At 55.7% G+C, this 25,885-nt stretch carries 29 protein-coding genes and 4 tRNA genes; all 33 read right to left on the bottom strand.

The features are described from left to right. Nucleotides 1–8 precede the first annotated feature (8 nt). Complete coding sequence (gene rplE, locus SOP85_RS22830) at nt 9–548, bottom strand: 50S ribosomal protein L5 (RefSeq protein WP_003210069.1); 540 nt, start codon at nt 546–548, stop codon at nt 9–11. Between the two features lie 20 nt (nt 549–568). Beyond that, nucleotides 569–883 (bottom strand): 50S ribosomal protein L24, encoded by a 315-nt coding sequence (gene rplX, locus SOP85_RS22825; RefSeq protein WP_003186046.1) that lies wholly within the window; start codon nt 881–883, stop codon nt 569–571. A gap of 11 nt (nt 884–894) precedes the next feature. After that, entirely contained in the window at nt 895–1,263 is a 369-nt protein-coding gene (gene rplN, locus SOP85_RS22820) for a 50S ribosomal protein L14 (protein WP_002555479.1), read from the bottom strand. A gap of 23 nt (nt 1,264–1,286) precedes the next feature. Continuing rightward, entirely contained in the window at nt 1,287–1,553 is a 267-nt protein-coding gene (gene rpsQ, locus SOP85_RS22815; protein ID WP_003176419.1) for a 30S ribosomal protein S17, read from the bottom strand. Between the two features lie 2 nt (nt 1,554–1,555). Then, on the bottom strand, nt 1,556–1,747 hold the full coding sequence (rpmC, locus tag SOP85_RS22810) for a 50S ribosomal protein L29 (protein WP_002555481.1): 192 nt from the start codon (nt 1,745–1,747) through the stop codon (nt 1,556–1,558). Continuing rightward, nucleotides 1,747–2,160 (bottom strand): 50S ribosomal protein L16, encoded by a 414-nt coding sequence (gene rplP, locus SOP85_RS22805; protein ID WP_003228729.1) that lies wholly within the window; start codon nt 2,158–2,160, stop codon nt 1,747–1,749. The genes rpmC and rplP overlap by 1 nt, the downstream gene beginning before the upstream one ends. Nucleotides 2,161–2,172: 12 nt before the next feature. Then, complete coding sequence (rpsC, locus tag SOP85_RS22800; RefSeq protein ID WP_008065719.1) at nt 2,173–2,859, bottom strand: 30S ribosomal protein S3; 687 nt, start codon at nt 2,857–2,859, stop codon at nt 2,173–2,175. Between the two features lie 13 nt (nt 2,860–2,872). Continuing rightward, nucleotides 2,873–3,205 carry a 50S ribosomal protein L22 gene (gene rplV, locus SOP85_RS22795; protein ID WP_003103908.1) on the bottom strand — a complete coding sequence of 111 codons (333 nt, stop codon included), beginning with the start codon at nt 3,203–3,205 and terminating at the stop codon, nt 2,873–2,875. 11 nt (nt 3,206–3,216) lie between these two features. Next, nucleotides 3,217–3,492 carry a 30S ribosomal protein S19 gene (rpsS, locus tag SOP85_RS22790; protein WP_002555486.1) on the bottom strand — a complete coding sequence of 92 codons (276 nt, stop codon included), beginning with the start codon at nt 3,490–3,492 and terminating at the stop codon, nt 3,217–3,219. A gap of 16 nt (nt 3,493–3,508) precedes the next feature. Then, the gene (rplB, locus tag SOP85_RS22785; protein ID WP_003186055.1) at nt 3,509–4,333 is read right to left on the bottom strand and encodes a 50S ribosomal protein L2; all 825 of its coding nucleotides are present in this window, start codon (nt 4,331–4,333) and stop codon (nt 3,509–3,511) included. Nucleotides 4,334–4,347: 14 nt separating this feature from the next. Next, nucleotides 4,348–4,647, bottom strand: coding sequence for a 50S ribosomal protein L23 (rplW, locus tag SOP85_RS22780; RefSeq protein ID WP_002555488.1), 300 nt, complete (start codon nt 4,645–4,647; stop codon nt 4,348–4,350). Continuing rightward, nucleotides 4,644–5,246 carry a 50S ribosomal protein L4 gene (rplD, locus tag SOP85_RS22775; RefSeq protein WP_003228735.1) on the bottom strand — a complete coding sequence of 201 codons (603 nt, stop codon included), beginning with the start codon at nt 5,244–5,246 and terminating at the stop codon, nt 4,644–4,646. The genes rplW and rplD overlap by 4 nt, the downstream gene beginning before the upstream one ends. A gap of 12 nt (nt 5,247–5,258) precedes the next feature. Next, on the bottom strand, nt 5,259–5,894 hold the full coding sequence (gene rplC / locus SOP85_RS22770) for a 50S ribosomal protein L3 (protein WP_003186059.1): 636 nt from the start codon (nt 5,892–5,894) through the stop codon (nt 5,259–5,261). An 80-nt stretch (nt 5,895–5,974) separates the two neighbouring features. After that, nucleotides 5,975–6,286 (bottom strand): 30S ribosomal protein S10, encoded by a 312-nt coding sequence (rpsJ, locus tag SOP85_RS22765; protein WP_003186070.1) that lies wholly within the window; start codon nt 6,284–6,286, stop codon nt 5,975–5,977. Between the two features lie 158 nt (nt 6,287–6,444). After that, complete coding sequence (tuf, locus tag SOP85_RS22760; RefSeq protein WP_008065716.1) at nt 6,445–7,638, bottom strand: elongation factor Tu; 1,194 nt, start codon at nt 7,636–7,638, stop codon at nt 6,445–6,447. 30 nt (nt 7,639–7,668) lie between these two features. Beyond that, nucleotides 7,669–9,774 (bottom strand): elongation factor G, encoded by a 2,106-nt coding sequence (gene fusA / locus SOP85_RS22755; protein ID WP_034148075.1) that lies wholly within the window; start codon nt 9,772–9,774, stop codon nt 7,669–7,671. Nucleotides 9,775–9,804: 30 nt separating this feature from the next. After that, nucleotides 9,805–10,275: a 30S ribosomal protein S7 gene (gene rpsG / locus SOP85_RS22750; protein WP_002555493.1), complete on the bottom strand. Its 471-nt coding sequence runs from the start codon at nt 10,273–10,275 to the stop codon at nt 9,805–9,807. 119 nt (nt 10,276–10,394) lie between these two features. Then, complete coding sequence (gene rpsL, locus SOP85_RS22745; protein WP_003186084.1) at nt 10,395–10,766, bottom strand: 30S ribosomal protein S12; 372 nt, start codon at nt 10,764–10,766, stop codon at nt 10,395–10,397. 215 nt (nt 10,767–10,981) lie between these two features. Further along, entirely contained in the window at nt 10,982–15,181 is a 4,200-nt protein-coding gene (rpoC, locus tag SOP85_RS22740) for a DNA-directed RNA polymerase subunit beta' (RefSeq protein ID WP_008065703.1), read from the bottom strand. 64 nt (nt 15,182–15,245) lie between these two features. Then, entirely contained in the window at nt 15,246–19,319 is a 4,074-nt protein-coding gene (gene rpoB / locus SOP85_RS22735; protein WP_008018199.1) for a DNA-directed RNA polymerase subunit beta, read from the bottom strand. A gap of 220 nt (nt 19,320–19,539) precedes the next feature. Next, the gene (gene rplL / locus SOP85_RS22730) at nt 19,540–19,905 is read right to left on the bottom strand and encodes a 50S ribosomal protein L7/L12 (RefSeq protein ID WP_034148078.1); all 366 of its coding nucleotides are present in this window, start codon (nt 19,903–19,905) and stop codon (nt 19,540–19,542) included. Nucleotides 19,906–19,980: 75 nt separating this feature from the next. Then, on the bottom strand, nt 19,981–20,481 hold the full coding sequence (gene rplJ / locus SOP85_RS22725; RefSeq protein WP_077186327.1) for a 50S ribosomal protein L10: 501 nt from the start codon (nt 20,479–20,481) through the stop codon (nt 19,981–19,983). A gap of 198 nt (nt 20,482–20,679) precedes the next feature. Beyond that, nucleotides 20,680–21,375 (bottom strand): 50S ribosomal protein L1, encoded by a 696-nt coding sequence (rplA, locus tag SOP85_RS22720; protein WP_003186095.1) that lies wholly within the window; start codon nt 21,373–21,375, stop codon nt 20,680–20,682. After that, a complete protein-coding gene (rplK, locus tag SOP85_RS22715) occupies nt 21,375–21,806 on the bottom strand; it encodes a 50S ribosomal protein L11 (protein ID WP_007933726.1) in 432 nt (143 codons plus the stop codon). Before rplK ends, rplA begins: the two co-directional genes overlap by 1 nt. A gap of 117 nt (nt 21,807–21,923) precedes the next feature. Further along, nucleotides 21,924–22,457: a transcription termination/antitermination protein NusG gene (nusG, locus tag SOP85_RS22710; protein ID WP_007933727.1), complete on the bottom strand. Its 534-nt coding sequence runs from the start codon at nt 22,455–22,457 to the stop codon at nt 21,924–21,926. 9 nt (nt 22,458–22,466) lie between these two features. Then, nucleotides 22,467–22,835 (bottom strand): preprotein translocase subunit SecE, encoded by a 369-nt coding sequence (secE, locus tag SOP85_RS22705; RefSeq protein ID WP_274074388.1) that lies wholly within the window; start codon nt 22,833–22,835, stop codon nt 22,467–22,469. 45 nt (nt 22,836–22,880) lie between these two features. Further along, a tRNA-Trp gene (locus SOP85_RS22700) sits at nt 22,881–22,956 on the bottom strand. Between the two features lie 169 nt (nt 22,957–23,125). After that, a tRNA-Thr gene (locus SOP85_RS22695) sits at nt 23,126–23,201 on the bottom strand. Nucleotides 23,202–23,227: 26 nt separating this feature from the next. Next, a tRNA-Gly gene (locus tag SOP85_RS22690) sits at nt 23,228–23,301 on the bottom strand. A 24-nt stretch (nt 23,302–23,325) separates the two neighbouring features. Next, nucleotides 23,326–23,410: transfer RNA gene (locus SOP85_RS22685), tRNA-Tyr, on the bottom strand. Nucleotides 23,411–23,553: 143 nt separating this feature from the next. Next, a complete protein-coding gene (locus SOP85_RS22680; protein WP_274074387.1) occupies nt 23,554–23,994 on the bottom strand; it encodes a hypothetical protein in 441 nt (146 codons plus the stop codon). A 7-nt stretch (nt 23,995–24,001) separates the two neighbouring features. Continuing rightward, nucleotides 24,002–24,751, bottom strand: a complete 750-nt coding sequence (locus SOP85_RS22675; protein WP_323628301.1) for a pantothenate kinase — start codon at nt 24,749–24,751, stop codon at nt 24,002–24,004. Then, nucleotides 24,741–25,700 carry a bifunctional biotin--[acetyl-CoA-carboxylase] ligase/biotin operon repressor BirA gene (birA, locus tag SOP85_RS22670; protein WP_274074385.1) on the bottom strand — a complete coding sequence of 320 codons (960 nt, stop codon included), beginning with the start codon at nt 25,698–25,700 and terminating at the stop codon, nt 24,741–24,743. The genes SOP85_RS22675 and birA overlap by 11 nt, the downstream gene beginning before the upstream one ends. Between the last annotated feature and the right edge of the window lie 185 nt (nt 25,701–25,885).

Raw genomic sequence — 25,885 nt, 5'->3', positions numbered from 1 at the left:
TACTCCAATCAGTTGCGGAACGGGAATTTGAACGCACGCAGCAGAGCGCGGCCTTCATCATCGTTCTTGGCAGTGGTGGTCAGGGTGATGTCCAGACCGCGGAGAGCATCGATCTTGTCGTAGTCGATTTCCGGGAAGATGATCTGCTCTTTCACGCCCATGCTGTAGTTACCACGACCATCGAAGGACTTGGCATTCAGGCCGCGGAAGTCGCGAACCCGAGGCAGGGAGATCGACAGCAGACGATCCAGGAACTCGTACATACGCTCACGGCGCAGGGTCACTTTGACGCCGATCGGCCAACCTTCACGGACTTTAAAGCCAGCGATGGATTTGCGAGCGTAGGTCACAACGACTTTCTGGCCGGTGATCTTTTCCAGGTCAGCAACAGCGTGCTCGATGACTTTTTTGTCGCCGATCGCTTCGCCCAGACCCATGTTCAGGGTGATTTTGGTAACGCGCGGAACTTCCATCACGTTCGAAAGCTTAAGTTCTTCCTTAAGTTTCGGAGCGATTTCCTTCCGGTAAATCTCTTTTAGTCGTGCCATGGTCTTCTACCTAGCAGTGTTCAAGCATCAACCGCTTTTTGGGTCGACTTGAAGACACGAATTTTCTTACCGTCTTCTACTTTGAAACCAACGCGGTCAGCCTTGTTGGTTTCGCCGTTGAAGATGGCTACGTTAGAAGCGTGCAGTGGCGCTTCTTTCTCGACGATACCGCCTTGTACGCCCGACATCGGGTTAGGCTTGGTATGACGCTTGACCAGGTTCAGACCACCAACAACCAGACGGTTGTCAGCAAGAACCTTCAGCACCTTACCGCGCTTACCTTTGTCTTTGCCGGCGATCACGATGATCTCGTCGTCACGACGAATCTTTTGCATGTCGGATCTCCTTACAGCACTTCTGGGGCGAGCGAGACGATCTTCATGAACTTCTCAGTACGAAGTTCACGGGTCACTGGCCCAAAGATACGGGTGCCGATCGGCTCTTGCTTGTTGTTCAGAAGAACAGCAGCGTTGCCATCAAAGCGGATAATGGAGCCATCAGCACGACGTACGCCGTGACGAGTGCGGACTACAACAGCAGTCATCACTTGGCCTTTTTTCACTTTACCGCGAGGAATTGCTTCCTTAACGGTAACCTTGATGATGTCACCGATACCAGCGTAACGACGATGGGAGCCACCCAGCACCTTGATGCACATAACGCGGCGAGCGCCGCTGTTATCGGCCACATCGAGCATGGATTGAGTCTGAATCATATAATTTCTCCGACCCCTAGTCCTTAGACTTCCACAGCGCGTTCGAGAACATCAACCAGCGCCCAAGACTTGGTCTTGGCCAAAGGACGAGTTTCACGAATAGTGACTTTGTCGCCGATGTGGCACTGATTGGTTTCGTCGTGCGCGTGCAGCTTAGTCGAACGCTTAACGTATTTACCGTAGATCGGGTGCTTAACGCGACGCTCGATCAGAACGGTGATGGTTTTGTCCATCTTGTCGCTGACAACACGGCCAGTCAGCGTACGGACAGTTTTTTCGGCTTCAGCCATGATTACTTACCTGCCTGCTGGTTGAGCACAGTCTTCACGCGAGCGATGTCACGCTTAACTTGCGAGAGCAGATGAGACTGCCCCAACTGGCCAGTTGCTTTCTGCATACGCAGATTGAACTGGTCGCGCAGCAGGCCGAGCAGTTGCTCGTTCAGCTGCTGTGCGGATTTTTCACGAAGTTCATTCGCTTTCATCACATCACCGTCCGTTTAACAAAGGAGGTGGCGAGCGGCAGCTTTGCAGCAGCCAGGGCGAAAGCCTCACGCGCCAGCTCTTCAGAAACACCCTCGATTTCATACAGGACTTTGCCTGGCTGAATCTGGGCAACCCAGTATTCCACGTTACCCTTACCTTTACCCATCCGAACCTCGAGAGGCTTTTTGGAGATCGGCTTGTCCGGGAATACACGGATCCAGATCTTGCCGCCACGTTTTACGTGACGGGTCAGAGCACGACGTGCTGACTCGATCTGACGAGCGGTGAGACGACCACGAGCTACAGACTTCAGCGCGAACTCGCCGAAGCTGACTTTGCTACCGCGCAATGCCAGGCCACGGTTGTGACCAGTCATTTGCTTGCGGAACTTCGTACGCTTTGGTTGCAACATTTGGCGTACCCCTTACTTAGCAGCTTTTTTACGAGGCGCTGGTGCTTGTGGTTTCAGTTCTTCTTGGCGACCACCAATTACTTCGCCTTTGAAGATCCAAACCTTTACACCGATCACACCGTAGGTGGTGTGAGCTTCGTAGTTGGCATAGTCGATGTCGGCACGCAGGGTGTGCAATGGCACACGACCTTCGCGATACCATTCAGTACGTGCGATTTCAGCACCGCCGAGACGACCGCTCACTTGGATTTTGATGCCTTTGGCACCAATGCGCATTGCGTTCTGTACAGCGCGCTTCATAGCGCGACGGAACATTACGCGACGCTCCAGCTGCTGAGCTACGCTCTGCGCAACCAGCATACCGTCGAGTTCCGGCTTGCGGATCTCTTCGATATTGATGTGCACAGGCACACCCATTTGCTTGGTCAGGTCCTGGCGCAGTTTCTCAACATCTTCACCTTTCTTCCCGATAACGATACCTGGACGAGCGGTGTGGATGGTGATACGTGCAGTTTGGGCCGGACGATGGATATCGATACGGCTTACGGACGCGCTTTTTAGTTTGTCTTGGAGATACTCACGCACCTTCAGATCTGCGAGCAAATAGTCCGCATAAGTCCGACCGTCTGCGTACCAGACGGAGGTGTGCTCCTTGACGATTCCCAGGCGAATGCCAATGGGATGTACTTTCTGACCCATCTCTTCGACTCCGTTACTTGTCAGCAACCTTGACAGTGATATGGCAAGACCGCTTGACGATGCGATCAGCACGGCCTTTGGCACGTGGCATGATGCGCTTCAGCGAACGCCCTTCGTTGACGAAAACGGTGCTGACCTTCAGGTCATCAACGTCTGCGCCTTCGTTATGCTCGGCGTTGGCTACGGCCGACTCCAGCACTTTCTTCATGATCTCGGCGGCTTTCTTACTGCTGAAAGCCAACAGGTTGAGCGCTTCGCCCACCTTCTTCCCGCGGATCTGGTCGGCGACCAAGCGGGCTTTCTGGGCGGAGATTCGAGCGCCCGACAACTTAGCGGCTACTTCCATTTCCTAACCCCTTAACGCTTGGCTTTCTTGTCTGCCACGTGCCCACGATAAGTGCGGGTACCGGCGAACTCGCCCAGTTTGTGGCCGACCATGTCTTCGTTAACGAGAACTGGGACGTGTTGACGACCGTTGTGTACTGCGATGGTCAGACCGACCATTTGTGGCAGGATCATCGAACGACGCGACCAGGTTTTCACCGGTTTGCGATCGTTCTTTTCCGCCGCCACTTCGATCTTCTTCAGTAGGTGAAGATCGATAAAAGGACCTTTTTTCAGAGAACGTGGCACTGTCGTATCCCTCTATTTACTTGCGACGACGGACGATCATTTTGTCGGTACGCTTATTACCACGAGTCTTCGCGCCCTTAGTCGGGAAGCCCCATGGCGATACCGGATGACGACCACCAGAGGTACGACCTTCACCACCACCATGTGGGTGGTCAACCGGGTTCATGGCAACACCACGAACGGTTGGGCGAACGCCACGCCAGCGTTTGGCACCAGCTTTACCCAGCGAACGCAGGCTGTGCTCGGAGTTCGAGACTTCGCCCAGGGTCGCGCGGCATTCAGCCAGCACTTTACGCATCTCACCAGAACGCAGACGCAGGGTCACGTAAACGCCTTCACGAGCGATCAGCTGAGCCGAAGCACCAGCGGAACGAGCGATCTGAGCGCCTTTACCTGGCTTCAATTCGATGCCGTGTACGGTGCTACCAACTGGAATGTTACGAAGTTGCAGAGCGTTACCTGGCTTGATTGGAGCCAGTGCGCCTGCGATCAGCTGGTCGCCAGCACTCACGCCTTTAGGGGCGATGATGTAGCGACGCTCGCCATCTGCGTACAGCAGCAGAGCGATGTGAGCAGTACGGTTTGGATCGTATTCGATACGCTCGACAGTGGCAGCGATGCCATCTTTGTCGTTGCGACGGAAGTCGACCAGACGATAATGCTGCTTATGACCACCACCGATGTGACGAGTGGTAATACGGCCATTGTTGTTACGACCACCAGACTTCGACTTCTTCTCGAGCAGCGGTGCGTGAGGAGCGCCTTTATGCAGCTCCTGGTTGACCACCTTGACCACAAAACGGCGGCCAGGGGAAGTCGGTTTGCATTTAACGATTGCCATGATGCACCCCTTCCTTACTCAGCACTGCTGCTGAAATCGAGATCTTGGCCTGGCTGAAGGGAGATAACTGCCTTCTTCCAGTCATTACGCTTGCCCAGACCGCGAGCAGTGCGCTTGCTCTTACCCAGAACATTCAGGGTAGTAACACGCTCTACTTTCACGCTGAACAGGCTTTCGACGGCCTTCTTGATTTCCAGCTTGGTTGCGTCAGTAGCAACCTTGAAAACGAACTGGCCTTTCTTGTCTGCCAGAACCGTAGCCTTCTCGGAAACGTGCGGGCCAAGCAGAACTTTAAATACGCGTTCCTGGTTCATCCCAGCAGCTCCTCGAATTTCTTCACGGCCGACACGGTGATCAACACCTTGTCGTATGCGATCAGACTAACTGGATCGGAACCTTGCACGTCACGTACATCTACGTGTGGCAGGTTACGAGCAGCCAGGTACAGGTTCTGATCAACAGCGTCCGACACGATCAGAACGTCGGTCAGGCTCATGTTGTTCAGTTTGCCCAGCAGGTCTTTGGTTTTCGGCGTTTCAACGGCGAAATCCTGAACCACGACCAGACGATCAGTACGCACCAGCTCAGCAAGGATGGAACGCATTGCTGCGCGATACATCTTCTTGTTCAGCTTCTGGGAGTGATCCTGAGGACGAGCTGCGAAAGTGGTACCGCCGCCACGCCAGATTGGGCTACGGATAGTACCGGCACGAGCACGGCCAGTACCTTTCTGACGCCATGGGCGCTTACCGCCACCACGAACGTCGGAACGGGTCTTTTGCTGCTTGGAACCCTGACGACCGCCAGCCATGTAGGCTACGACTGCTTGGTGAACCAGCGTCTCGTTGAATTCGCCGCCAAATGTCAGTTCGGAAACTTCGATCGCTTGAGCGTCATTTACATTTAATTGCATGTCAGCTTCCCCTTAACCGCGAGCCTTGGCTGCTGGACGTACAACCAAGTTGCCGCCAGTAGCGCCAGGAACAGCGCCCTTGACCAACAACAGATTGCGTTCAGCGTCCACGCGCACTACTTCGAGGGACTGCACGGTCACGCGCTCAGCGCCCATATGACCGGACATTTTTTTGCCCTTGAATACACGACCAGGAGTCTGGCACTGGCCGATAGAGCCTGGAACGCGGTGGGATACGGAGTTACCGTGGGTGTTATCTTGCCCGCGGAAATTCCAACGCTTGATCGTACCCTGGAAGCCTTTACCCTTGGACTGACCGGTTACATCAACCAGTTGACCAGCGGCGAAGATTTCAGCGTTGATCAGATCGCCGGCCTGGTACTCGCCTTCTTCAAGGCGGAATTCCATTACGGTACGACCAGCGGCAACGTTCGCTTTAGCGAAGTGGCCAGCCTGAGCTGCTGTTACACGCGAAGCACGACGCTCGCCGACAGTGACTTGCACTGCACGATAGCCATCGGTCTCTTCAGTTTTGAACTGGGTGACGCGATTCGGTTCGATCTCAATGACCGTGACCGGAATGGAGACACCTTCTTCGGTGAAAATACGGGTCATACCGCATTTACGACCGACTACACCAATAGTCATGTTGTAAACCTCATGAGTGTACGGGGCTTTCACCCGCTATGGCCGCCCATTTCAGAGCGTTACACGACTAAGACCGAGTCTTAGCCGAGGCTGATCTGCACTTCCACACCGGCCGCAAGATCAAGCTTCATAAGTGCATCAACGGTTTTATCCGTTGGCTGGACGATGTCCAGAACGCGCTTATGAGTACGGATCTCGTACTGGTCACGCGCGTCTTTGTTGACGTGCGGGGAGACCAGAACGGTGAACCGCTCTTTACGGGTAGGCAGTGGAATTGGACCACGCACTTGAGCACCAGTACGTTTCGCGGTTTCCACGATTTCCTGGGTGGATTGGTCGATCAGGCGATGGTCAAAAGCCTTCAACCTGATACGGATTTGCTGATTTTGCATTGGATTTCAGACTCCGGCTGCTATTCCCACCGGGCGCAATACGCCCGTTAAAAGGAGGCGCAATTCTATAGACGCCCCAGATAGGTGTCAACCCAATAAAAAAGGCCCCCGCTGAGCGGGGGCCTTTTCAAAACATCAAAGCTGTCTCGGTGAGGAGATTACTCGATGATTTTAGCTACAACGCCAGCACCAACGGTACGGCCGCCTTCACGGATAGCGAAGCGCAGACCGTCTTCCATTGCGATGGTTTTGATCAGGGTAACAGTCATCTGAATGTTGTCACCTGGCATTACCATTTCAACGCCTTCTGGCAGCTCGCAGTTACCGGTCACGTCAGTAGTACGGAAGTAGAACTGTGGACGGTAGCCTTTGAAGAACGGAGTGTGACGGCCGCCTTCTTCCTTGCTCAGAACGTAAACTTCTGCGGTGAACTTGGTGTGCGGCTTAACCGAACCTGGCTTAACCAGAACCTGACCACGCTCAACGTCGTCACGCTTGGTGCCACGCAGCAGAACGCCGCAGTTCTCGCCAGCACGACCTTCGTCGAGCAGCTTGCGGAACATCTCAACACCGGTGCAGGTGGTGGTGGTGGTGTCACGCAGACCAACGATTTCCAGTGCATCTTGAACGCGAACGATACCGCGCTCGATACGACCAGTCACAACAGTACCACGACCCGAGATCGAGAATACGTCTTCGATTGGCATCAGGAATGGCTTGTCGATAGCACGCTCTGGCTCTGGGATGTAGGTGTCCAGAGTTTCAACCAGCTTACGAACGGCAGTGGTGCCCATTTCGTTGTCGTCTTTGCCTTCCAGCGCCATACGTGCAGAACCGATGATGATCGGAGTGTCGTCGCCTGGGAAGTCATAGGTGGACAGCAGGTCGCGAACTTCCATCTCAACCAGTTCCAGCAGCTCAGCGTCGTCTACCAGGTCAGCCTTGTTCAGGAAAACCACGATGTACGGAACGCCTACCTGACGGGACAGCAGGATGTGCTCACGGGTTTGTGGCATCGGACCATCAGCGGCCGAGCAAACCAGGATCGCGCCGTCCATCTGGGCAGCACCGGTGATCATGTTCTTCACGTAGTCAGCGTGACCTGGGCAGTCAACGTGAGCGTAGTGACGAATGTTCGAGTTGTACTCGACGTGCGCGGTGTTGATGGTGATACCACGAGCTTTTTCTTCTGGAGCGCTGTCGATCTTGTCGAATTCAACTACGGCCGAACCGAAAACTTCGGAGCAGACGCGAGTCAGAGCAGCGGTCAGAGTGGTTTTACCGTGGTCAACGTGGCCGATGGTGCCAACGTTTACGTGCGGTAGGGAACGATCAAATTTTTCTTTAGCCACGACAATTAACTCCTTGCCTAAAGGACTGAATCAGCCTTGTTTTTTGGTAACGGTTTCGACGATGTGCGACGGAGCCGTATTGTATTTTTTGAATTCCATAGAGTAGCTTGCGCGACCCTGGGACATCGAACGAACGTCGGTCGCATAACCGAACATCTCGCCCAACGGAACTTCAGCACGGATAACCTTACCGGAAACCGTATCTTCCATACCCAGAATCATGCCGCGACGACGGTTCAGGTCGCCCATCACGTCACCCATATAGTCTTCAGGCGTAACAACCTCTACCGCCATGATCGGCTCGAGCAACTCACCACCGCCCTTCTGGGCCAGTTGCTTGGTCGCCATGGAAGCAGCCACCTTAAACGCCATCTCGTTCGAGTCGACGTCGTGGTAAGAACCATCAAACACGGTAGCCTTCAGGCCGATCAGCGGATAGCCGGCAACTACGCCGTTCTTCATCTGCTCTTCGATACCCTTCTGGATAGCCGGGATGTATTCCTTAGGAACCACACCACCCACTACTTCGTTCACGAATTGCAGACCTTCCTGACCTTCGTCAGCAGGAGCAAAACGGATCCAGCAGTGACCGAACTGGCCACGACCGCCGGACTGACGAACGAACTTGCCTTCGATTTCGCAATTCTTCGTGATGCGCTCACGATACGAAACTTGAGGCTTACCGATGTTGGCTTCGACGTTGAACTCACGGCGCATCCGGTCAACCAGGATGTCCAGGTGCAACTCGCCCATGCCGGAGATGATCGTTTGACCAGTCTCTTCATCAGTTTTGACGCGGAAAGACGGGTCTTCCTGAGCAAGTTTGCCCAGAGCGATACCCATTTTTTCCTGGTCATCCTTGGTCTTAGGCTCTACGGCAACCGAAATAACCGGCTCCGGGAAGTCCATGCGAACCAGGATGATTGGCTTGTCAGCGTTGCAGAGGGTTTCACCAGTGGTGACGTCCTTCATGCCGATCAGGGCCGCGATGTCGCCAGCGCGTACTTCCTTGATCTCTTCACGGGCGTTTGCGTGCATTTGCACCATACGACCCACGCGCTCTTTCTTGCCTTTAACCGAGTTGATCACGCCGTCGCCGGAGGCCAACACGCCCGAGTAAACGCGGACGAAGGTCAAGGTACCCACGAATGGGTCGGTAGCGATCTTGAACGCCAGAGCCGAGAACGGCTCGTTGTCGTCTGCATGACGCTCCATCATTTCTTCCTCGTTATCAGGGTTGGAACCCTTGATAGCAGGAATGTCGACTGGAGCCGGCAGGTAGTCGATAACGGCGTCGAGAACCAGGGGAACACCCTTGTTCTTGAACGAAGAACCGCAAACAGCCAGGACGATTTCGCCAGCGATAGTACGCTGACGCAGAGCGGCCTTGATTTCCTCGATGGTGAGCTCTTCACCTTCCAGGTACTTGTTCATCAGCTCTTCGCTGGCTTCGGCCGCGGCCTCTACCATGTTGCTGCGCCACTCTTCAGCCAGTTCCTGCAGTTCAGCAGGGATGGCTTCGCGACGTGGAGTCATGCCCTTGTCAGCATCGTTCCAGTAAACCGCTTCCATGGTCATCAGATCGATCTGACCCTGGAAGTTGTCTTCGGAACCGATAGCCAACTGGATCGGCACCGGAGTGTGACCCAGACGCTGCTTGATCTGAGCGATCACGCGCAGGAAGTTCGCGCCGGCACGGTCCATCTTGTTCACGTAAACGATACGTGGAACACCGTACTTGTTGGCTTGACGCCATACGGTTTCGGACTGCGGCTCAACGCCGGAAGTACCACAGAACACAACGACAGCGCCGTCGAGTACACGCAGGGAACGCTCAACTTCAATGGTGAAGTCTACGTGGCCCGGGGTATCGATGACGTTGAAGCGGTATTGGTCTTTGTGCTGCTTCGCAGAACCCTGCCAGAAGGCGGTAATAGCAGCAGAAGTAATGGTAATACCACGCTCCTGCTCCTGAACCATCCAGTCAGTGGTCGCAGCGCCGTCATGCACTTCGCCCATCTTGTGGCTTTTGCCAGTGTAAAAAAGGACGCGCTCGGTGGTGGTGGTTTTACCAGCATCCACGTGAGCAACGATACCAATGTTACGGTAGCGGTTAATCGGTGTAGTACGAGCCATAAAGCCCTCGCAAAATGAGTGACGCTAAAATTAGAAGCGGTAGTGCGAGAAAGCTTTGTTAGCTTCAGCCATACGGTGCACGTCTTCACGCTTCTTAACTGCAGCACCTTTACCTTCGGCAGCGTCCAACAGTTCGCCAGCCAAACGCAGAGCCATAGACTTCTCGCCGCGCTTACGGGCGAAGTCTACCAACCAGCGCATTGCCAGAGCGTTACGACGGGACGGACGAACTTCAACCGGAACCTGGTAAGTAGCACCGCCTACACGGCGCGACTTTACTTCGACCAGCGGAGCGATGGCGTCGAGAGCTTTCTCGAAGATTTCCAGGGGGTCGCTGTTCTTGCGTTCTTTAACCTTTTCCAGCGCGCCATAAACGATACGCTCGGCAACGGCTTTCTTGCCGCTTTCCATCACGTGGTTCATGAACTTGGCCAGGATTTGGCTTCCGTATTTTGGATCGTCAAGCACTTCGCGCTTGGCTGCTACGCGTCTTCTTGGCATGGATAAGCCCTCAAACGGTCTTCAGGTTCGCTCGGAATCGGTGCCCGTTACGGGACGCCTCCGACCTTACTCTTATCGACTCAGAAAAATAGAAATCAGTTTTTTGCAGCAAGCGACCATTACTTCGGACGCTTGGTACCGTACTTCGAACGACCCTGGTTACGACCTTTAACGCCGGAAGTATCCAACGAACCGCGAACGGTGTGGTAACGAACACCTGGCAAGTCTTTTACACGACCGCCGCGGATCAGTACCACGCTGTGCTCTTGCAGGTTGTGGCCTTCACCGCCGATGTACGAGGAAACCTCGAAACCGTTGGTCAGGCGCACACGGCATACTTTACGCAGTGCCGAGTTAGGTTTTTTCGGCGTGGTGGTGTACACACGGGTGCACACGCCACGGCGTTGCGGGCAGTTCTGCAGCGCAGGCACGTCGGATTTCTCGACGATACGCTTACGCGGCTGACGTACCAGCTGGTTGATAGTTGCCATCTACTAGCTCCACTGTTGTCTTGCGACGCTATTGTCTTGCAAGAAAAGCAAAATGGCAGGAACGAATTCCCGCCAAATTTAGGGGTACAAGAGTCTAAAGAGGATCTTGTCCCCAGTCAAGGCAAGGCCCCGACCTCCCCGCCTATCAAACCTCGACAAATTGTCTCGATTCGATGAACGGAGTGGCCAGGGCCTCAGCTCATTTACCGCAGAACTCAGTTACCGCTCGAGTTCAGCGCTTCGGTCAGTGCAGCTTCCACTTCACTGGCGCTCACGCGCAACGGCTTGTCTGCATCACGGCGACGCTTACGCTCGCTGTGATAAGCCAGACCGGTACCAGCCGGGATCAGACGACCCACGACCACGTTTTCTTTCAGGCCGCGCAGGTAATCGCGCTTGCCGGTTACCGCCGCTTCGGTCAGTACGCGGGTGGTTTCCTGGAAGGAAGCCGCCGAGATGAACGATTCGGTGGACAACGACGCCTTGGTGATACCCAGCAGAACGCGAGTGAACTTGGAGACAAACTTGTCTTCGCCGCTCAAACGCTCGTTCTCTACCAGAACGTGAGTCAATTCCATCTGGTCGCCCTTGATGAAACTGGAATCGCCGGATTCAGCGATTTCAACTTTACGCAGCATCTGACGCAGGATGGTCTCGATGTGCTTGTCGTTGATCTTCACGCCTTGCAGACGGTAAACGTCCTGGATCTCGTTGACGATGTACTTGGCCAGCGCACTCACACCCAGCAGACGCAGGATGTCGTGTGGATCGCTCGGGCCGTCGGAGATAACTTCGCCGCGGTTTACCTGTTCGCCTTCGAACACGTTCAGGTGACGCCACTTCGGAATCAGCTCTTCATACGGATCGCTACCGTCGTTCGGGGTGATAACCAGACGGCGCTTGCCCTTGGTCTCTTTACCGAACGCGATGGTGCCGCTGACTTCAGCCAGGATCGACGCTTCTTTCGGACGACGAGCTTCGAACAAGTCGGCAACACGCGGCAGACCACCGGTGATGTCACGGGTCTTCGAAGTTTCTTGCGGGATACGCGCGATAACATCACCGATCGCGATCTTCGCACCGTCCGCCACACCGACCAGGGCGTTGGCTGGCAGGAAGTACTGAGCGATAACGTCAGTGCCTGGCAGCAACAGATCCTTGCCGTTGTCATCGACCATCTTCACAGCAGGACGGATATCCTTGCCGGCAGCTGGACGGTCTTTGGCGTCGAGTACTTCAATGTTGGTCATACCGGTCAATTCGTCAGTCTGACGCTTGATCGTGATGCCTTCTTCCATGCCCACGTAGGTCACGGTACCTTTCATTTCGGTAACGATCGGGTGAGTGTGCGGATCCCACTTGGCCACGATTGCGCCAGCGTCGACCTTGTCACCTTCTTTAACCGAAATCACGGCGCCGTACGGCAGCTTGTAGCGCTCGCGCTCACGACCGAAGTCATCAGCGATAGCCAGCTCACCGGAACGGGACACAGCAACCAGGTGACCATCCACTCGCTCAACGTGTTTCAGGTTGTGCAGACGGACGGTACCGCCATTCTTCACCTGAACGCTGTCGGCTGCGGAGGTCCGGCTTGCCGCACCACCGATGTGGAACGTACGCATCGTCAGCTGGGTACCCGGCTCACCGATGGACTGGGCAGCGATAACGCCGACCGCTTCACCGATGTTCACCTGGTGACCACGAGCCAGGTCGCGACCGTAGCACTTGGCGCAGATACCGAAACGGGTTTCGCAGCTGATCGGCGAACGTACGATCACTTCGTCGATGCTGTTGAGTTCGATGAACTCGACCCACTTCTCGTCCACCAGGGTGCCGGCAGGAACGATAACGTCCTCGGTACCTGGCTTGAATACGTCACGGGCGATAACACGACCCAATACGCGCTCACCCAACGGCTCTACTACGTCACCGCCTTCAATGTGCGGAGTCATCAGCAGACCGTGTTCGGTGCCGCAATCGATCTCGGTTACAACCAGGTCTTGCGCCACGTCTACCAGACGACGGGTCAGGTAACCCGAGTTCGCCGTTTTCAACGCGGTATCCGCCAGACCTTTACGAGCACCGTGAGTGGAGATGAAGTACTGGAGTACGCTCAAACCTTCACGGAAGTTCGCAGTAATCGGCGTTTCGATGATGGAACCGTCCGGCTTGGCCATCAGGCCACGCATACCGGCCAGCTGACGAATCTGTGCTGCGGAACCCCGCGCACCCGAGTCGGCCATCATGTACATCGAGTTGAAGGACTCCTGGTCGACTTCGACGCCATGACGGTCGATGACTTTCTCTTTCGAGAGGTTGGCCATCATCGCCTTGGAAACTTCGTCGTTCGCCTTGGACCAAAGGTCGATCACTTTGTTGTACTTCTCGCCCTGGGTTACCAGGCCGGAGGCGTACTGACTTTCGATCTCTTTCACTTCGTCGGTGGCAGCACCGATGATGCGGGCTTTTTCATCCGGGATAACGAAGTCGTTAACGCCGATGGAAACGCCGGAAATGGTCGAATAGGCAAAACCGGTGTACATCAACTGGTCAGCGAAGATCACGGTCTCTTTCAGACCAACCACGCGGTAGCACTGGTTGATGAGCTTGGAGATCGCCTTTTTCTTCATCGGCAGGTTGACGACGTCGTACGACAGACCTTTTGGCACAACCTGGAACAACAGCGCACGGCCGACAGTGGTGTCGACGATACGGGTGTTGGTCACGCTGCCGCCATCACGGTCGTTGACGGTTTCGTTGATCCGCACTTTGACCTTGGCGTGCAGTGCGGCTTCGCCGGCACGGAACACACGGTCAACTTCCTGCAGATCCGCGAACACACGACCTTCGCCCTTGGCGTTGATCGCTTCACGCGTCATGTAGTACAGACCCAATACAACGTCCTGCGACGGAACGATGATTGGCTCACCGTTGGCTGGCGACAGGATGTTGTTGGTCGACATCATCAACGCACGCGCTTCGAGCTGGGCTTCCAGCGTCAGCGGTACGTGCACGGCCATTTGGTCGCCGTCGAAGTCGGCGTTGTACGCGGCGCAGACCAGCGGGTGCAGCTGGATAGCCTTACCTTCGATCAGTACCGGTTCAAACGCCTGGATACCCAGACGGTGAAGGGTCGGTGCACGGTTGAGAAGAACCGGGTGTTCGCGAATCACTTCAGCGAGAACGTCCCAAACCTCTGGCAGTTCGCGCTCGACCATCTTCTTGGCAGCCTTGATGGTGGTCGCCAGACCACGCATTTCCAGCTTGCCGAAAATGAACGGCTTGAACAGCTCGAGAGCCATCTTCTTCGGCAGACCGCACTGGTGCAGACGCAGGGTCGGGCCTACGGTAATTACCGAACGACCGGAGTAGTCAACACGCTTACCGAGCAAGTTCTGACGGAAACGACCCTGCTTACCCTTGATCATGTCAGCCAGGGATTTCAGAGGACGCTTGTTGGAACCGGTGATAGCGCGGCCACGACGACCGTTGTCGAGCAGTGCATCGACAGCTTCCTGCAACATACGCTTTTCGTTGCGCACGATGATGTCCGGAGCGGACAGATCCAGCAGGCGCTTCAAACGGTTGTTACGGTTGATCACTCGACGATACAGATCGTTGAGGTCGGAAGTCGCGAAGCGACCGCCATCCAGCGGGACCAGTGGACGCAGGTCTGGCGGCAGAACCGGCAGAACGGTCAGCACCATCCACTCTGGCAGGTTGCCGGAACCCTGGAAGGCTTCCATCAACTTCAGACGCTTGGACAGCTTCTTGATCTTGGTTTCGGAGTTGGTTTGCGGAATTTCTTCACGCAGACGGCCAATCTCGTGTTCCAGGTCGATAGCGTGCAGCAGTTCGCGGACAGCTTCGGCACCCATGCGGGCATCGAAATCGTCGCCGAACTCTTCCAGCGCTTCGAAGTACTGCTCGTCGTTGAGCAGCTGACCTTTTTCAAGGGTGGTCATGCCTGGATCGATAACGACGTAGCTCTCGAAGTAGAGAACGCGTTCGATATCGCGCAGGGTCATGTCCATCAGCAAGCCGATACGCGACGGCAGCGATTTCAGGAACCAGATGTGGGCAACTGGCGAGGCCAGTTCGATGTGCGCCATGCGCTCACGACGAACTTTTGCCAGCGCGACTTCAACGCCGCACTTCTCGCAGATCACACCACGGTGCTTCAAGCGCTTGTACTTACCGCACAGGCACTCGTAATCCTTTACCGGGCCAAAGATCTTGGCGCAGAACAGGCCGTCACGCTCGGGTTTGAACGTACGGTAGTTGATGGTTTCCGGCTTTTTAACTTCACCGAACGACCACGAACGGATCATCTCAGGCGATGCCAATCCGATACGGATGGCGTCGAACTCTTCGACTTGACCCTGGTTTTTCAGCAAATTCAGTAGGTCTTTCAAGGCCTTTCCTCCTGGCGGAGCAGAGAGCGGGCAGTGCTGCCCCGCTCTCGATTCGCGTCACGTGTTATTCGGTTTCCAGATCGATATCGATGCCGAGGGAACGAATTTCCTTGATCAACACGTTGAAGGACTCGGGCATGCCCGGCTCCATACGGTGATCGCCATCCACGATGTTCTTGTACATCTTGGTACGGCCGTTCACATCGTCCGACTTCACTGTGAGCATTTCTTGCAGAGTGTAAGCGGCACCGTATGCTTCCAGTGCCCAGACCTCCATCTCCCCGAAACGCTGACCACCGAACTGCGCCTTACCACCCAGCGGCTGCTGGGTAACCAGGCTGTACGAACCGGTAGAACGCGCGTGCATCTTGTCGTCTACCAAGTGGTTCAGCTTCAGCATGTACATGTAGCCAACGGTAACCGGGCGCTCGAACTTGTTGCCGGTACGGCCGTCGGTCAGCTGCATCTGGCCGCTTTCTGGCAGGTCTGCCAGTTTCAGCATGGCCTTGATTTCGCTTTCCTTGGCGCCGTCGAACACTGGAGTGGCCATTGGAACGCCGCCACGCAGGTTTTGAGCCAGGTCCAGGATTTCCTGGTCCGAGAAGTCATCGAGGCTTTCCTGACGACCGCCGATCTCGTTGTAGATCTCGTGCAGGAACTTGCGCAGCTCGGCAACTTTACGCTGCTCTTCAACCATGCGGTTGATCTTCTCGCCCAGACCTTTGGCCGCGAGGCCCAGGTGGGTTTCAAGGATCTGACCGACGTTCATACGCGAAGGTACGCCCAACGGGTTGAGGACGACGTCGACCGGGGTGCCATTGGCATCGTGCGGCATGTCTTCAACCGGCATGATCACGGAGACCACACCCTTGTTACCGTGACGACCGGCCATCTTGTCGCCCGGCTGGATGCGACGACGGATTGCCAGGTAGACCTTGACGATTTTCAGCACGCCTGGAGCCAGGTCATCGCCCTGCTGCAGTTTGCGCTTCTTGTCTTCAAACTTGTCGTCCAGCAGACGGCGACGATCAACGATGTAGGCCTGGGCCTTCTCGAGCTGCTCGTTCAGAGCATCTTCAGCCATGCGCAGTTTGAACCACTGGCCGTGCTCAAGACCGTCGAGAACTTCGTCGGTGATGTCCTGGCCTTTCTTCAAGCCGGCGCCGCCTTCGGCTTTGTGGCCGACCAGTGCGGAACGCAGACGTTCGAAAGTAGCGCCTTCGACGATACGGAACTCTTCGTTGAGGTCCTTGCGGATCTCGTCCAGCTGGGACTTCTCGATCGACAGGGCACGAGCATCACGCTCAACGCCGTCGCGGGTGAAGACCTGTACGTCGATGACAGTACCTTTGGTACCGGTAGGTACGCGCAGGGAGGTGTCTTTAACGTCGCTGGCTTTTTCACCGAAGATCGCACGCAGCAGTTTTTCTTCCGGAGTCAGTTGGGTCTCGCCTTTCGGAGTGACCTTACCGACCAGGATGTCGCCTGCGCCAACTTCAGCACCTACGTAAACGATACCGGCTTCGTCCAGCTTGTTCAGTGCAGCTTCACCCACGTTCGGGATGTCCGCAGTGATTTCCTCTGGGCCAAGCTTGGTGTCACGGGCCACACAGGTCAGTTCCTGGATGTGGATCGTGGTGAAACGGTCTTCCTGAACAACACGCTCGGACAGGCAGATGGAGTCTTCGAAGTTGAAGCCGTTCCATGCCATGAAGGCGATGCGCATGTTCTGACCCAGAGCCAGTTCACCCATGTCGGTGGACGGACCGTCGGCCATGATGTCGCTACGCTGAACCCGATCACCTTTACGCACCAGCGGACGCTGGTTGATGCAGGTGTTCTGGTTGGAGCGGGTGTACTTGGTCAGGTTGTAGATGTCGACACCGGCTTCACCGGTTTCAACTTCGTCATCGGCAACACGAACCACGATACGGCTGGCGTCGACGGAGTCGATCACGCCGCCACGACGAGCCACGACGCAAACGCCGGAGTCACGGGCTACGTTACGCTCCATGCCAGTACCTACCAGCGGCTTGTCAGCGCGCAGGGTCGGTACAGCTTGACGCTGCATGTTCGAACCCATCAACGCACGGTTGGCGTCGTCGTGCTCGAGGAACGGGATCAGCGACGCTGCAACCGAAACTACCTGCTTCGGCGATACGTCCATCAAGGTGACGTCTTCCGGCGCCTTGACGGTGAACTCGTTCAGGTGACGAACAGCTACCAGCTCGTCGATCAGGACTTTCTTGTCGTTCATCGTGGCCGAAGCCTGGGCGATCACGTGATCGGCTTCTTCGATGGCGGACAGGAACACGATCTCGTCGGTGACCAGAGCGTCTTTCACCACACGGTACGGGCTCTCGAGGAAGCCGTACTGGTTGGTGCGCGCATAGGCGGCCAGGGAGTTGATCAGACCGATGTTCGGACCTTCCGGCGTTTCGATCGGGCAAACACGACCGTAGTGCGTCGGGTGTACGTCACGAACTTCAAAGCCGGCACGCTCACGCGTCAGACCGCCAGGGCCGAGTGCAGAAACACGACGCTTGTGGGTGATCTCGGACAGCGGGTTGTTCTGGTCCATGAACTGCGACAGCTGGCTGGAACCGAAGAACTCTTTCACCGCCGCAGCCACTGGCTTGGCGTTGATCAGGTCTTGCGGCATCAGGCCTTCGCTTTCTGCCATCGACAGACGCTCTTTGACCGCACGCTCAACACGTACCAGGCCAACGCGGAACTGGTTCTCGGCCATTTCGCCTACGCAGCGAACACGACGGTTACCCAGGTGGTCGATGTCATCGACGATGCCTTTACCGTTACGGATGTCGACCAGGGTCTTCAGTACCGCGACGATGTCTTCCTTGCACAGCACGCCCGAACCTTCGATCTCGGTACGACCGATACGACGGTTGAACTTCATCCGGCCGACCGCAGACAGGTCGTAGCGCTCAGGGCTGAAGAACAGGTTGTTGAACAGAGTCTCGGCAGCGTCTTTGGTTGGCGGCTCGCCAGGACGCATCATGCGATAGATCTCGACCAGCGCTTCCAGTTGGTTGCTGGTGGAGTCGATCTTCAGCGTGTCGGAGACGAACGGACCGCAGTCGATATCGTTGGTGTACAGAGTTTCGATGCGAACAACGCCGGCCTTGGCGATTTTCGCCAGGATCTCGGTGTTCAGCTCGGTGTTGCACTCTGCCAGGATTTCGCCGGTTGCCGGATGCACGATGACCTTGGCGGTTGTGCGACCCAGGACGTAGTCCAGAGGCACATCCAGCTCTTTGATCCCGGCTTTTTCCAGCTGGTTGATGTGGCGAGCGGTGATACGACGACCTTGCTCGACAATAACCTTGCCTTTGTCGTCCTGGATATCGAGGACAGCGATTTCACCGCGCAGGCGCTGAGGCACCAGCTCCAGGCTCAGGGTCTCGCCCTTAACGTGGAATACGTTGGTGGTGTAGAACGCGTCCAGCACTTCTTCAGTGGTATAGCCGAGCGCGCGCAGCAGTACCGATGCAGGCAGCTTGCGACGACGGTCGATACGCACGAACACGCAGTCTTTCGGGTCGAACTCGAAGTCCAGCCACGAACCGCGGTAAGGAATGATGCGCGCGGAGTACAGCAGTTTACCGGAGCTGTGCGTCTTGCCACGGTCGTGGTCGAAGAACACGCCAGGGGAACGGTGCAGCTGGGAAACGATTACACGCTCGGTACCGTTGATTACGAAGGTACCGTTCTCAGTCATCAGGGGGATTTCACCCATGTAGACTTCTTGCTCTTTGATGTCCTTGATCGCTTTGTTCGACGATTCTTTGTCGAAAATGATCAGGCGCACTTTTACCCGCAAAGGTACGGCGTAAGTTACACCGCGCAATACGCATTCTTTGACATCAAATGCCGGTTCGCCCAGGCGATAACCGACGTACTCCAGCGCAGCATTGCCGGAGTAGCTGATGATCGGGAAAACGGATTTGAAGGCCGCATGCAGGCCCACGTCGCGGAACTGATCTTTAGTCGCTCCCGCTTGCAAGAATTCACGATACGAATCCAGCTGGATGGCCAGGAGGTACGGCACATCCATGACGTCCGGCAACTTGCTAAAGTCCTTGCGGATACGTTTTTTCTCAGTATATGAGTAAGCCATCAGCGTTCCCCAGCTTGGTCACCTGCTTGTTTGGCCCCTCCCGACGGGAGCAGCCAGAAAATCGTGCAAACCCCATGGTTTGCGCCACCGCATCGGGTGGTTACAGCTCGTTACCGGCACCGACCCAGTCGGCTGCCAATAACGGAAAAAGGCCGGTGGCAAGAGCCACCAGCCATCAGCCTGTCGCTTAACGCTCGGGCTGGAGACGCAAAGTCGATGCTTACTTCAGCTCGACTTTAGCGCCTGCTTCTTCCAGAGTTGCTTTGGCTTTGTCAGCTGCGTCTTTGGCAACAGCTTCCAGAACCATGGCAGGAGCGCCGTCAACTACAGCCTTGGCTTCTTTCAGGCCCAGACCGGTCAGTTCACGTACTGCCTTGATCACGTTAACTTTCTTCTCGCCAGCTTCGGTCAGCATGACGTTGAATTCAGTTTGCTCTTCAACAACGGCAGCAGCAGCGGCAGGACCTGCCGATGCAGCAGCAGCGGTAACACCGAATTTTTCTTCGAAAGCTTTGATCAGCTCAACAACTTCCATTACGGACATGTTGCCAACTGCTTCAAGGATATCGTTCTGAGAGATAGACATGAATCTAATTCCTGATATTGGGGACGGCCTACGCGACCATCGAAAAAAACAAAAAACGCGAGAAGTTGACGAGCCTTAGGCTGCAGCAGCTTCTTTCTGGTCGCGAATTGCCGCCAGAGTACGAGCCAATTTGCTGGTAGCGCCTTGAATCACGCTCATCAGCTGAGAAATTGCTTCGTCACGGGTCGGCAGAGTTGCCAGTACGTCGATTTGGTTAGCTGCGAGGAACTTGCCCTCGAACGCAGCTGCCTTGATCTCGAACTTGTCCTGACCCTTTGCGAACTCTTTGAAGATCCGGGCAGCAGCGCCTGGATGTTCCTTGGAGAAGGCAATCAGGGTAGGGCCAGTGAACACGTCGTTGAGGACATTGAATTCAGTGTCAGCAACAGCGCGCTTGAGCAGGGTGTTACGTACAACACGTACGTAAACGCCAGCTTCACGAGCCTCTTTACGGAGTCCGGTCATCGCGCCTACTGTTACGCCACGGGCATCAGCCACGACAGCGGACAGAGCGACTTTGGCAGCCTCGTTGACTTCAGCGACGATGGCCTTCTTGTCTTCGAGTTTAATTGCCACGGGTTTAACTCCTGCTTGTTACCGTTTCATCTGGTCGAAACCGGATGTCGTTTTGGTGTCTGATTCGGTAAGGAACCGGGAGCACCATCTGCGTAGGCTTGTGGTTTAAGACTTGCGTCGCCTACGGTCTTGGATAGCCCCCGCCAGGCAGGGACCCCAATTTTTCAATTGGCGCGATCACTCGCGCCAATCTGTGTCTTACGCGTCCAGCGAGCTCTGGTCGATAACCAGACCTGGGCCCATAGTGGTGCTCAGGGTAACGCGCTTGACGTAGATGCCTTTCGAGGAAGCTGGCTTGATACGCTTCAGATCAGCGATCAGGGCTTCAACGTTTTCCTTCAGCTTGACGGCGTCGAAGCCGATCTTGCCAACGGAAGTGTGGATGATGCCGTTTTTGTCGGTGCGATAACGAACCTGACCAGCCTTGGCGTTTTTAACCGCGGTAGCTACGTCTGGAGTTACGGTGCCGACTTTCGGGTTAGGCATCAGACCACGTGGACCGAGGATCTGACCCAGTTGACCTACAACGCGCATGGCATCCGGGGATGCGATCACTACGTCATAGTTCAGGTCGCCGCCTTTCATTTCGGCAGCCAGGTCGTCCATGCCTACACGGTCAGCGCCGGCAGCCAGAGCAGCTTCAGCAGCTGGACCCTGGGTGAACACAGCAACGCGAACGGTCTTGCCAGTGCCGTGTGGCAGCACAGTAGCGCTACGAACGACCTGGTCGGATTTACGCGGGTCAACACCCAGGTTTACAGCAACGTCGAACGACTCGCTGAACTTGACAGTCGACAGCTCAGCCAGCAGAGCAGCGGCGTCTACAAAGTTGTAGGCCTTGCCTGCTTCGATTTTGCCGGCGATAGCCTTTTGACGCTTGGTCAGCTTAGCCATTACACACCCTCCACGTTAAGGCCCATGCTACGAGCAGAACCGGCGATAGTACGCACGGCTGCTTCCATATCAGCTGCAGTCAGATCCGCGTTTTTGGTTTTCGCGATTTCTTCCAGCTGAGCACGGGTTACAGTGCCAACCTTAACGGTGTTCGGACGAGCGGAACCGCTGGTCAGACCGGCCGCCTTCTTCAGCAGAACCGAAGCAGGGGTGGATTTGGTTTCGAACGTGAAGCTACGGTCGCTGTAGACAGTGATGATCACTGGAGTCGGCAGACCTGGCTCAAGACCCTGAGTACGGGCGTTGAAAGCCTTGCAGAATTCCATGATGTTCACGCCGTGCTGACCCAGAGCAGGACCAACAGGTGGGCTTGGGTTAGCCTGAGCGGCCTTCACTTGCAGCTTGATGTAAGCGGTAATCTTCTTGGCCATGAGGCACTCCAATTACGGGTTCAAACGCCTCGAAAGGCTCCCCGGTTACTTGCGCGTTTATCCCAGTGACGACAAAACCCCACAGCCTAAGGCTGCGGGGTTGGGATGCTTGTTCAGTTAGACCTTTTCGACCTGACTGAACTCCAACTCTACCGGGGTAGAGCGTCCGAAAATGAGCACTGCGACCTGGATCCGGCTCTTTTCGTAGTTGACTTCTTCGACCGTGCCGGTGAAATCGGCAAACGGACCGTCATTGACGCGCACCGACTCGCCCGGCTCGAACAACGTCTTCGGCTTAGGCTTGTCGCTACCATCGGCGACGCGACGCAGAATCGCTTCTGCCTCTTTATCCGTGATCGGTGCCGGCTTATCGGCAGTACCGCCGATGAAGCCCATCACACGAGGAGTATCCTTGACCAAGTGCCAAGTACCCTCGTTCATATCCATCTGGACCAGCACATAGCCAGGGAAGAACTTACGTTCGCTCTTGCGCTTCTGGCCATTACGCATTTCAACCACTTCTTCAGTGGGAACCAGAATTTCGCCGAAGCCATCTTCCATGCCAGCCAGCTTCACGCGCTCGATCAGCGAGCGCATAACATGCTTCTCGTAACCGGAGTAAGCATGCACAACGTACCAACGCTTAGCCACGGGACACCCTTAGCCGACAATCAAGGAAACAAGCCAGCCGAGCAGGGAATCAAGACCCCACAACAGCAACGCCATAACCAGGACAACAGCCACAACGATCAACGTGGTCTGCGTGGTTTCTTGGCGAGTTGGCCATACGACTTTACGAATCTCGGTGCGCGCTTCCTTAACCAGTACAAAGAAAGACTTGCCCTTGACCGTCTGCAGGCCTACAAAGGCAGCTACAGCAGCGATCACAAGCAAAGCGAGCACGCGGTACAGGATTGGCGAAGCAGAGTAATACTGATTGCCAACAACGCCAACAGCCACCAAAGCGACTACTACTAGCCACTTGAGCAGATCTAAGCGCGAGCCTTGAGCTTCAGCTTTAGGAGTCATCTATGAAGATCCTGTGAAAAGAAAGCCAGACACACCGAGTGAATCTGGCAGGTCAGGAGGGAATCGAACCCCCAACCTACGGTTTTGGAGACCGTCGCTCTGCCAATTGAGCTACTGACCTAAAACAAAATCAGGCCGACCATTATGCAGGCCCGAAAAAGACTTTACAACACTTACTCAATGACCCTTGCACCCCACCAGCACCTGGGACTCAAACCGCCCTCAAGCACAACGAAACACAACCAGGCCATTAAAACAAAGGCAGATATTTTCATATCTGCCTTGTTATATGGAGCTCTTGAGCGGATTTGAACCGCTGACCTCACCCTTACCAAGGGTGTGCTCTACCAACTGAGCTACAAGAGCGTAACACTGTGCAAAACCTGCAAACGTGGAGCGGGTAGCGGGAATCGAACCCGCATCATCAGCTTGGAAGGCTGAGGTTCTACCACTAAACTATACCCGCGAGGCTTGCAGCTCTCGCTAAAAATGGTGGAGGGGGAAGGATTCGAACCTTCGAAGTCGTAGACGTCAGATTTACAGTCTGATCCCTTTGGCCGCTCGGGAACCCCTCCTAAGCGAGCCGGCATTCTACATCATGCCAGCCTTCTGTCAAGCATTTTTCTCATTAAAATCCTGAGCTTATCTGCGTTGACCTCGCCTCACCTCGTTGACCGCTTTAGGTCTTCGCTGTGGAGCGGGCGCCATTCTATGCAAACTATTCGGTGGGTGCAACCCCCCCACACAGCATTATTTTATGTTTTAACTCATTGAATTCTCTAGAAAGGTTTATCAGCTGCAGGTCATCCAGCCAGCGCTTGCTTTCAGGGGCCACTCGGACCCAGTACGCAGGGGGTTCAGCGGCACTGGGCGGCAGCGACTGATACTTCACGCCCATGCCGGTCAACCTGCGTTCAAGCGCTTGCTCGACCTCCTGGCGAGTAAAACCACCCAGATATAGGCACTCCGCCTCTGCCTGCGCCACCTGCCCTTTATCCTTGGCCTTGTCCGTCGCCTCGCTCAAGAGACGAATGTCCTGCTGGGAGCCGCGATACAAGCTCAGGGGCGTCACATCCTTGGCTCGCAGGGGGGCCTCCTGTTGATGCCAGACGTAATAGAACACATTGAGAACGAGCAGCAGCAGAAACAACCAACGCATAAAGACCTCAGGACAAAGGGCATGCCATCGCCAAGCCGACGAACACCAGGTCGGGAACCACCCGGGCCTCAGGCACGATCTCGCTGACCAGCGCCGCATCGCCACCAGTGAGGAATACCGTAAAACTCTCCCCCCAATAACCACGCGCCATCTCCAGCTGCGTCAGAACGAACCCCCGAAGCATCAGCAGGCAGCCGCGCTCAACCGCCTCGACCGTTGTACGACCTGGAACAAGCCGCTCCAAGGCGCGCTCAGCCGCCAGATCTCCATAACGAATCTTGCGGGTGTGGGTGCGCAGCTGGTTTCGCATCAATGGCATCCCAGGGCATATGAACCCTCCGAGATGCTCTCCATTCCCGGCAACAAAGTCCGCAGTCACCGCCGTACCAAAATCAAGTACAAGGCAGGCGCCAGACGCCAGATGAAAACCTCCCAGCAGCGCCAGCCAGCGATCAAGGCCCAGTCGTTCGAATTCCTTATAGCCGTTGCGAACACCGGCCATTGCCTCTGTGGGGGCTGCACAGACCACTGAAATATCGAAGGTCGCCTTCAGCCGGGCAATCAAGTCACCGGTTTCTTCGGCCGTCCTGACACTCACCAGGCGACAGAACTTCAGTGCAAGGCCTTGAATCTCTTTTACACCCTCAAGCAATGCCAGGTCGGAATCGACGACACCCTCTCCCACGACCTGACGGGCATTCGCCTCGAGGACGCGCCACTTGATGAAACTGTTTCCGCAGTCGAGCTCAAGAATCATGACGCAACCTCAGACTTAGCTCACCGCCACTGAAGACTTTTTCCACATCACCCACCTTCAAGCGCAGCGCACCCTGACCATCGATGCCCAGCACTTCGCCATCTATTTGGTTTGCACCCGCAATCAACGACACCGCACGCCCCTGCCACAGGTGATGCTGCTCCCACTCAGCCTGGATTGCCGAAAAGCCATCCGCCTGATGGCGAGCCAGGTACTTCTGCAGCATTTCCCCCAGCTGCGCGACCAGGCGATTGCGATCAAACGCCCTGCCCGACTCCAGGCGCATGGACGTCCATTGCTGGTCGACTTCATCGGTCATCTGCATGTTTACATTAATCCCGACACCCAGCACCACGTGACAGACGTCGGCAGGGTCCCCCACCAACTCAAGCAGGATGCCGGCGATCTTCTTCTGCCCTACCAGCACATCGTTGGGCCATTTCAAGCCCACACCGGGAATACCAAGCTCGCGCAAGGCCTGCATGACGGCGAGCCCCACGACAAGGCTCAAGCCCTCCAGCTGGCGCATGCCCCCCTCGATCCGCAAGACCAGGCTGTAATAGATATTCTCTGCGAATGGACTGACCCATTTTCGCCCTCGCCGCCCGCGGCCCGCAGTCTGCCGCTCGGCAAGCACAACAAAAGGCGCAACCTGGTGCCGCTCGATGGCGCGCAAGGCTTCGGCATTGGTGGAATCAAGAGAGTCGAAGACCAGAACTGGCCATTTGCAAGAGGGAGCCAGTCGCTCTACCTCCACGGGATCAAGCAGAGTCAACGGCGCAGCCAGTTGATAGCCGCGTCCTCGAACCTTATGAATAGACAACCCCAGCTCAGCCTCAAGATGCTGAAGCTGCTTCCACACAGCACTGCGACTGATACCCAGGGCAGCGCCCAGCGCCTCGCCCGAATGGAATCGGCCATCTTTAAGAAGCTCTAACAACGTCAGCATGCAGGTCTCGCCTCACAATGAGGCCCGCATGATAGCCACGCCCTGAGCCCTTGCATAGAAACCCGGGGTGACAGATTTTCCTGCGGACAAAAACAAAACCCCTACCTGCATGCGCAGATAGGGGTTTCGGAATTTAATCTTGACGATGACCTACTCTCACATGGGGAAACCCCACACTACCATCG

It is taken from the genome of Pseudomonas sp. YuFO20 (assembly GCF_035064975.1).
Taxonomy (GTDB): domain Bacteria; phylum Pseudomonadota; class Gammaproteobacteria; order Pseudomonadales; family Pseudomonadaceae; genus Aquipseudomonas; species Aquipseudomonas putida_AE.
Note: the sequence above shows the minus strand (reverse complement) of the source record. Positions and strands in the feature narration are given on the sequence as shown.

Excerpts from the sequence above, each read along its gene's own strand:
- rplE (WP_003210069.1), bottom strand. The coding sequence starts at position 548 with ATGGCACGACTAAAAGAGATTTACCGGAAGGAAATCGCTCCGAAACTT.
- rplX (WP_003186046.1), bottom strand. The coding sequence starts at position 883 with ATGCAAAAGATTCGTCGTGACGACGAGATCATCGTGATCGCCGGCAAA.
- rplN (WP_002555479.1), bottom strand. The coding sequence starts at position 1,263 with ATGATTCAGACTCAATCCATGCTCGATGTGGCCGATAACAGCGGCGCT.
- rpsQ (WP_003176419.1), bottom strand. The coding sequence starts at position 1,553 with ATGGCTGAAGCCGAAAAAACTGTCCGTACGCTGACTGGCCGTGTTGTC.
- rpmC (WP_002555481.1), bottom strand. The coding sequence starts at position 1,747 with ATGAAAGCGAATGAACTTCGTGAAAAATCCGCACAGCAGCTGAACGAG.
- rplP (WP_003228729.1), bottom strand. The coding sequence starts at position 2,160 with ATGTTGCAACCAAAGCGTACGAAGTTCCGCAAGCAAATGACTGGTCAC.
- rpsC (WP_008065719.1), bottom strand. The coding sequence starts at position 2,859 with ATGGGTCAGAAAGTACATCCCATTGGCATTCGCCTGGGAATCGTCAAG.
- rplV (WP_003103908.1), bottom strand. The coding sequence starts at position 3,205 with ATGGAAGTAGCCGCTAAGTTGTCGGGCGCTCGAATCTCCGCCCAGAAA.
- rplB (WP_003186055.1), bottom strand. The coding sequence starts at position 4,333 with ATGGCAATCGTTAAATGCAAACCGACTTCCCCTGGCCGCCGTTTTGTG.
- rplW (WP_002555488.1), bottom strand. The coding sequence starts at position 4,647 with ATGAACCAGGAACGCGTATTTAAAGTTCTGCTTGGCCCGCACGTTTCC.
- rplD (WP_003228735.1), bottom strand. The coding sequence starts at position 5,246 with ATGCAATTAAATGTAAATGACGCTCAAGCGATCGAAGTTTCCGAACTG.
- rplC (WP_003186059.1), bottom strand. The coding sequence starts at position 5,894 with ATGACTATTGGTGTAGTCGGTCGTAAATGCGGTATGACCCGTATTTTC.
- rpsJ (WP_003186070.1), bottom strand. The coding sequence starts at position 6,286 with ATGCAAAATCAGCAAATCCGTATCAGGTTGAAGGCTTTTGACCATCGC.
- fusA (WP_034148075.1), bottom strand. The coding sequence starts at position 9,774 with ATGGCTCGTACTACACCGATTAACCGCTACCGTAACATTGGTATCGTT.
- rpsG (WP_002555493.1), bottom strand. The coding sequence starts at position 10,275 with ATGCCAAGAAGACGCGTAGCAGCCAAGCGCGAAGTGCTTGACGATCCA.
- rpsL (WP_003186084.1), bottom strand. The coding sequence starts at position 10,766 with ATGGCAACTATCAACCAGCTGGTACGTCAGCCGCGTAAGCGTATCGTC.
- rpoB (WP_008018199.1), bottom strand. The coding sequence starts at position 19,319 with ATGGCTTACTCATATACTGAGAAAAAACGTATCCGCAAGGACTTTAGC.
- rplL (WP_034148078.1), bottom strand. The coding sequence starts at position 19,905 with ATGTCTATCTCTCAGAACGATATCCTTGAAGCAGTTGGCAACATGTCC.
- rplA (WP_003186095.1), bottom strand. The coding sequence starts at position 21,375 with ATGGCTAAGCTGACCAAGCGTCAAAAGGCTATCGCCGGCAAAATCGAA.
- rplK (WP_007933726.1), bottom strand. The coding sequence starts at position 21,806 with ATGGCCAAGAAGATTACCGCTTACATCAAGCTGCAAGTGAAGGCCGCT.
- secE (WP_274074388.1), bottom strand. The coding sequence starts at position 22,835 with ATGACTCCTAAAGCTGAAGCTCAAGGCTCGCGCTTAGATCTGCTCAAG.
- SOP85_RS22680 (WP_274074387.1), bottom strand. The coding sequence starts at position 23,994 with ATGCGTTGGTTGTTTCTGCTGCTGCTCGTTCTCAATGTGTTCTATTAC.
- SOP85_RS22675 (WP_323628301.1), bottom strand. The coding sequence starts at position 24,751 with ATGATTCTTGAGCTCGACTGCGGAAACAGTTTCATCAAGTGGCGCGTC.
- birA (WP_274074385.1), bottom strand. The coding sequence starts at position 25,700 with ATGCTGACGTTGTTAGAGCTTCTTAAAGATGGCCGATTCCATTCGGGC.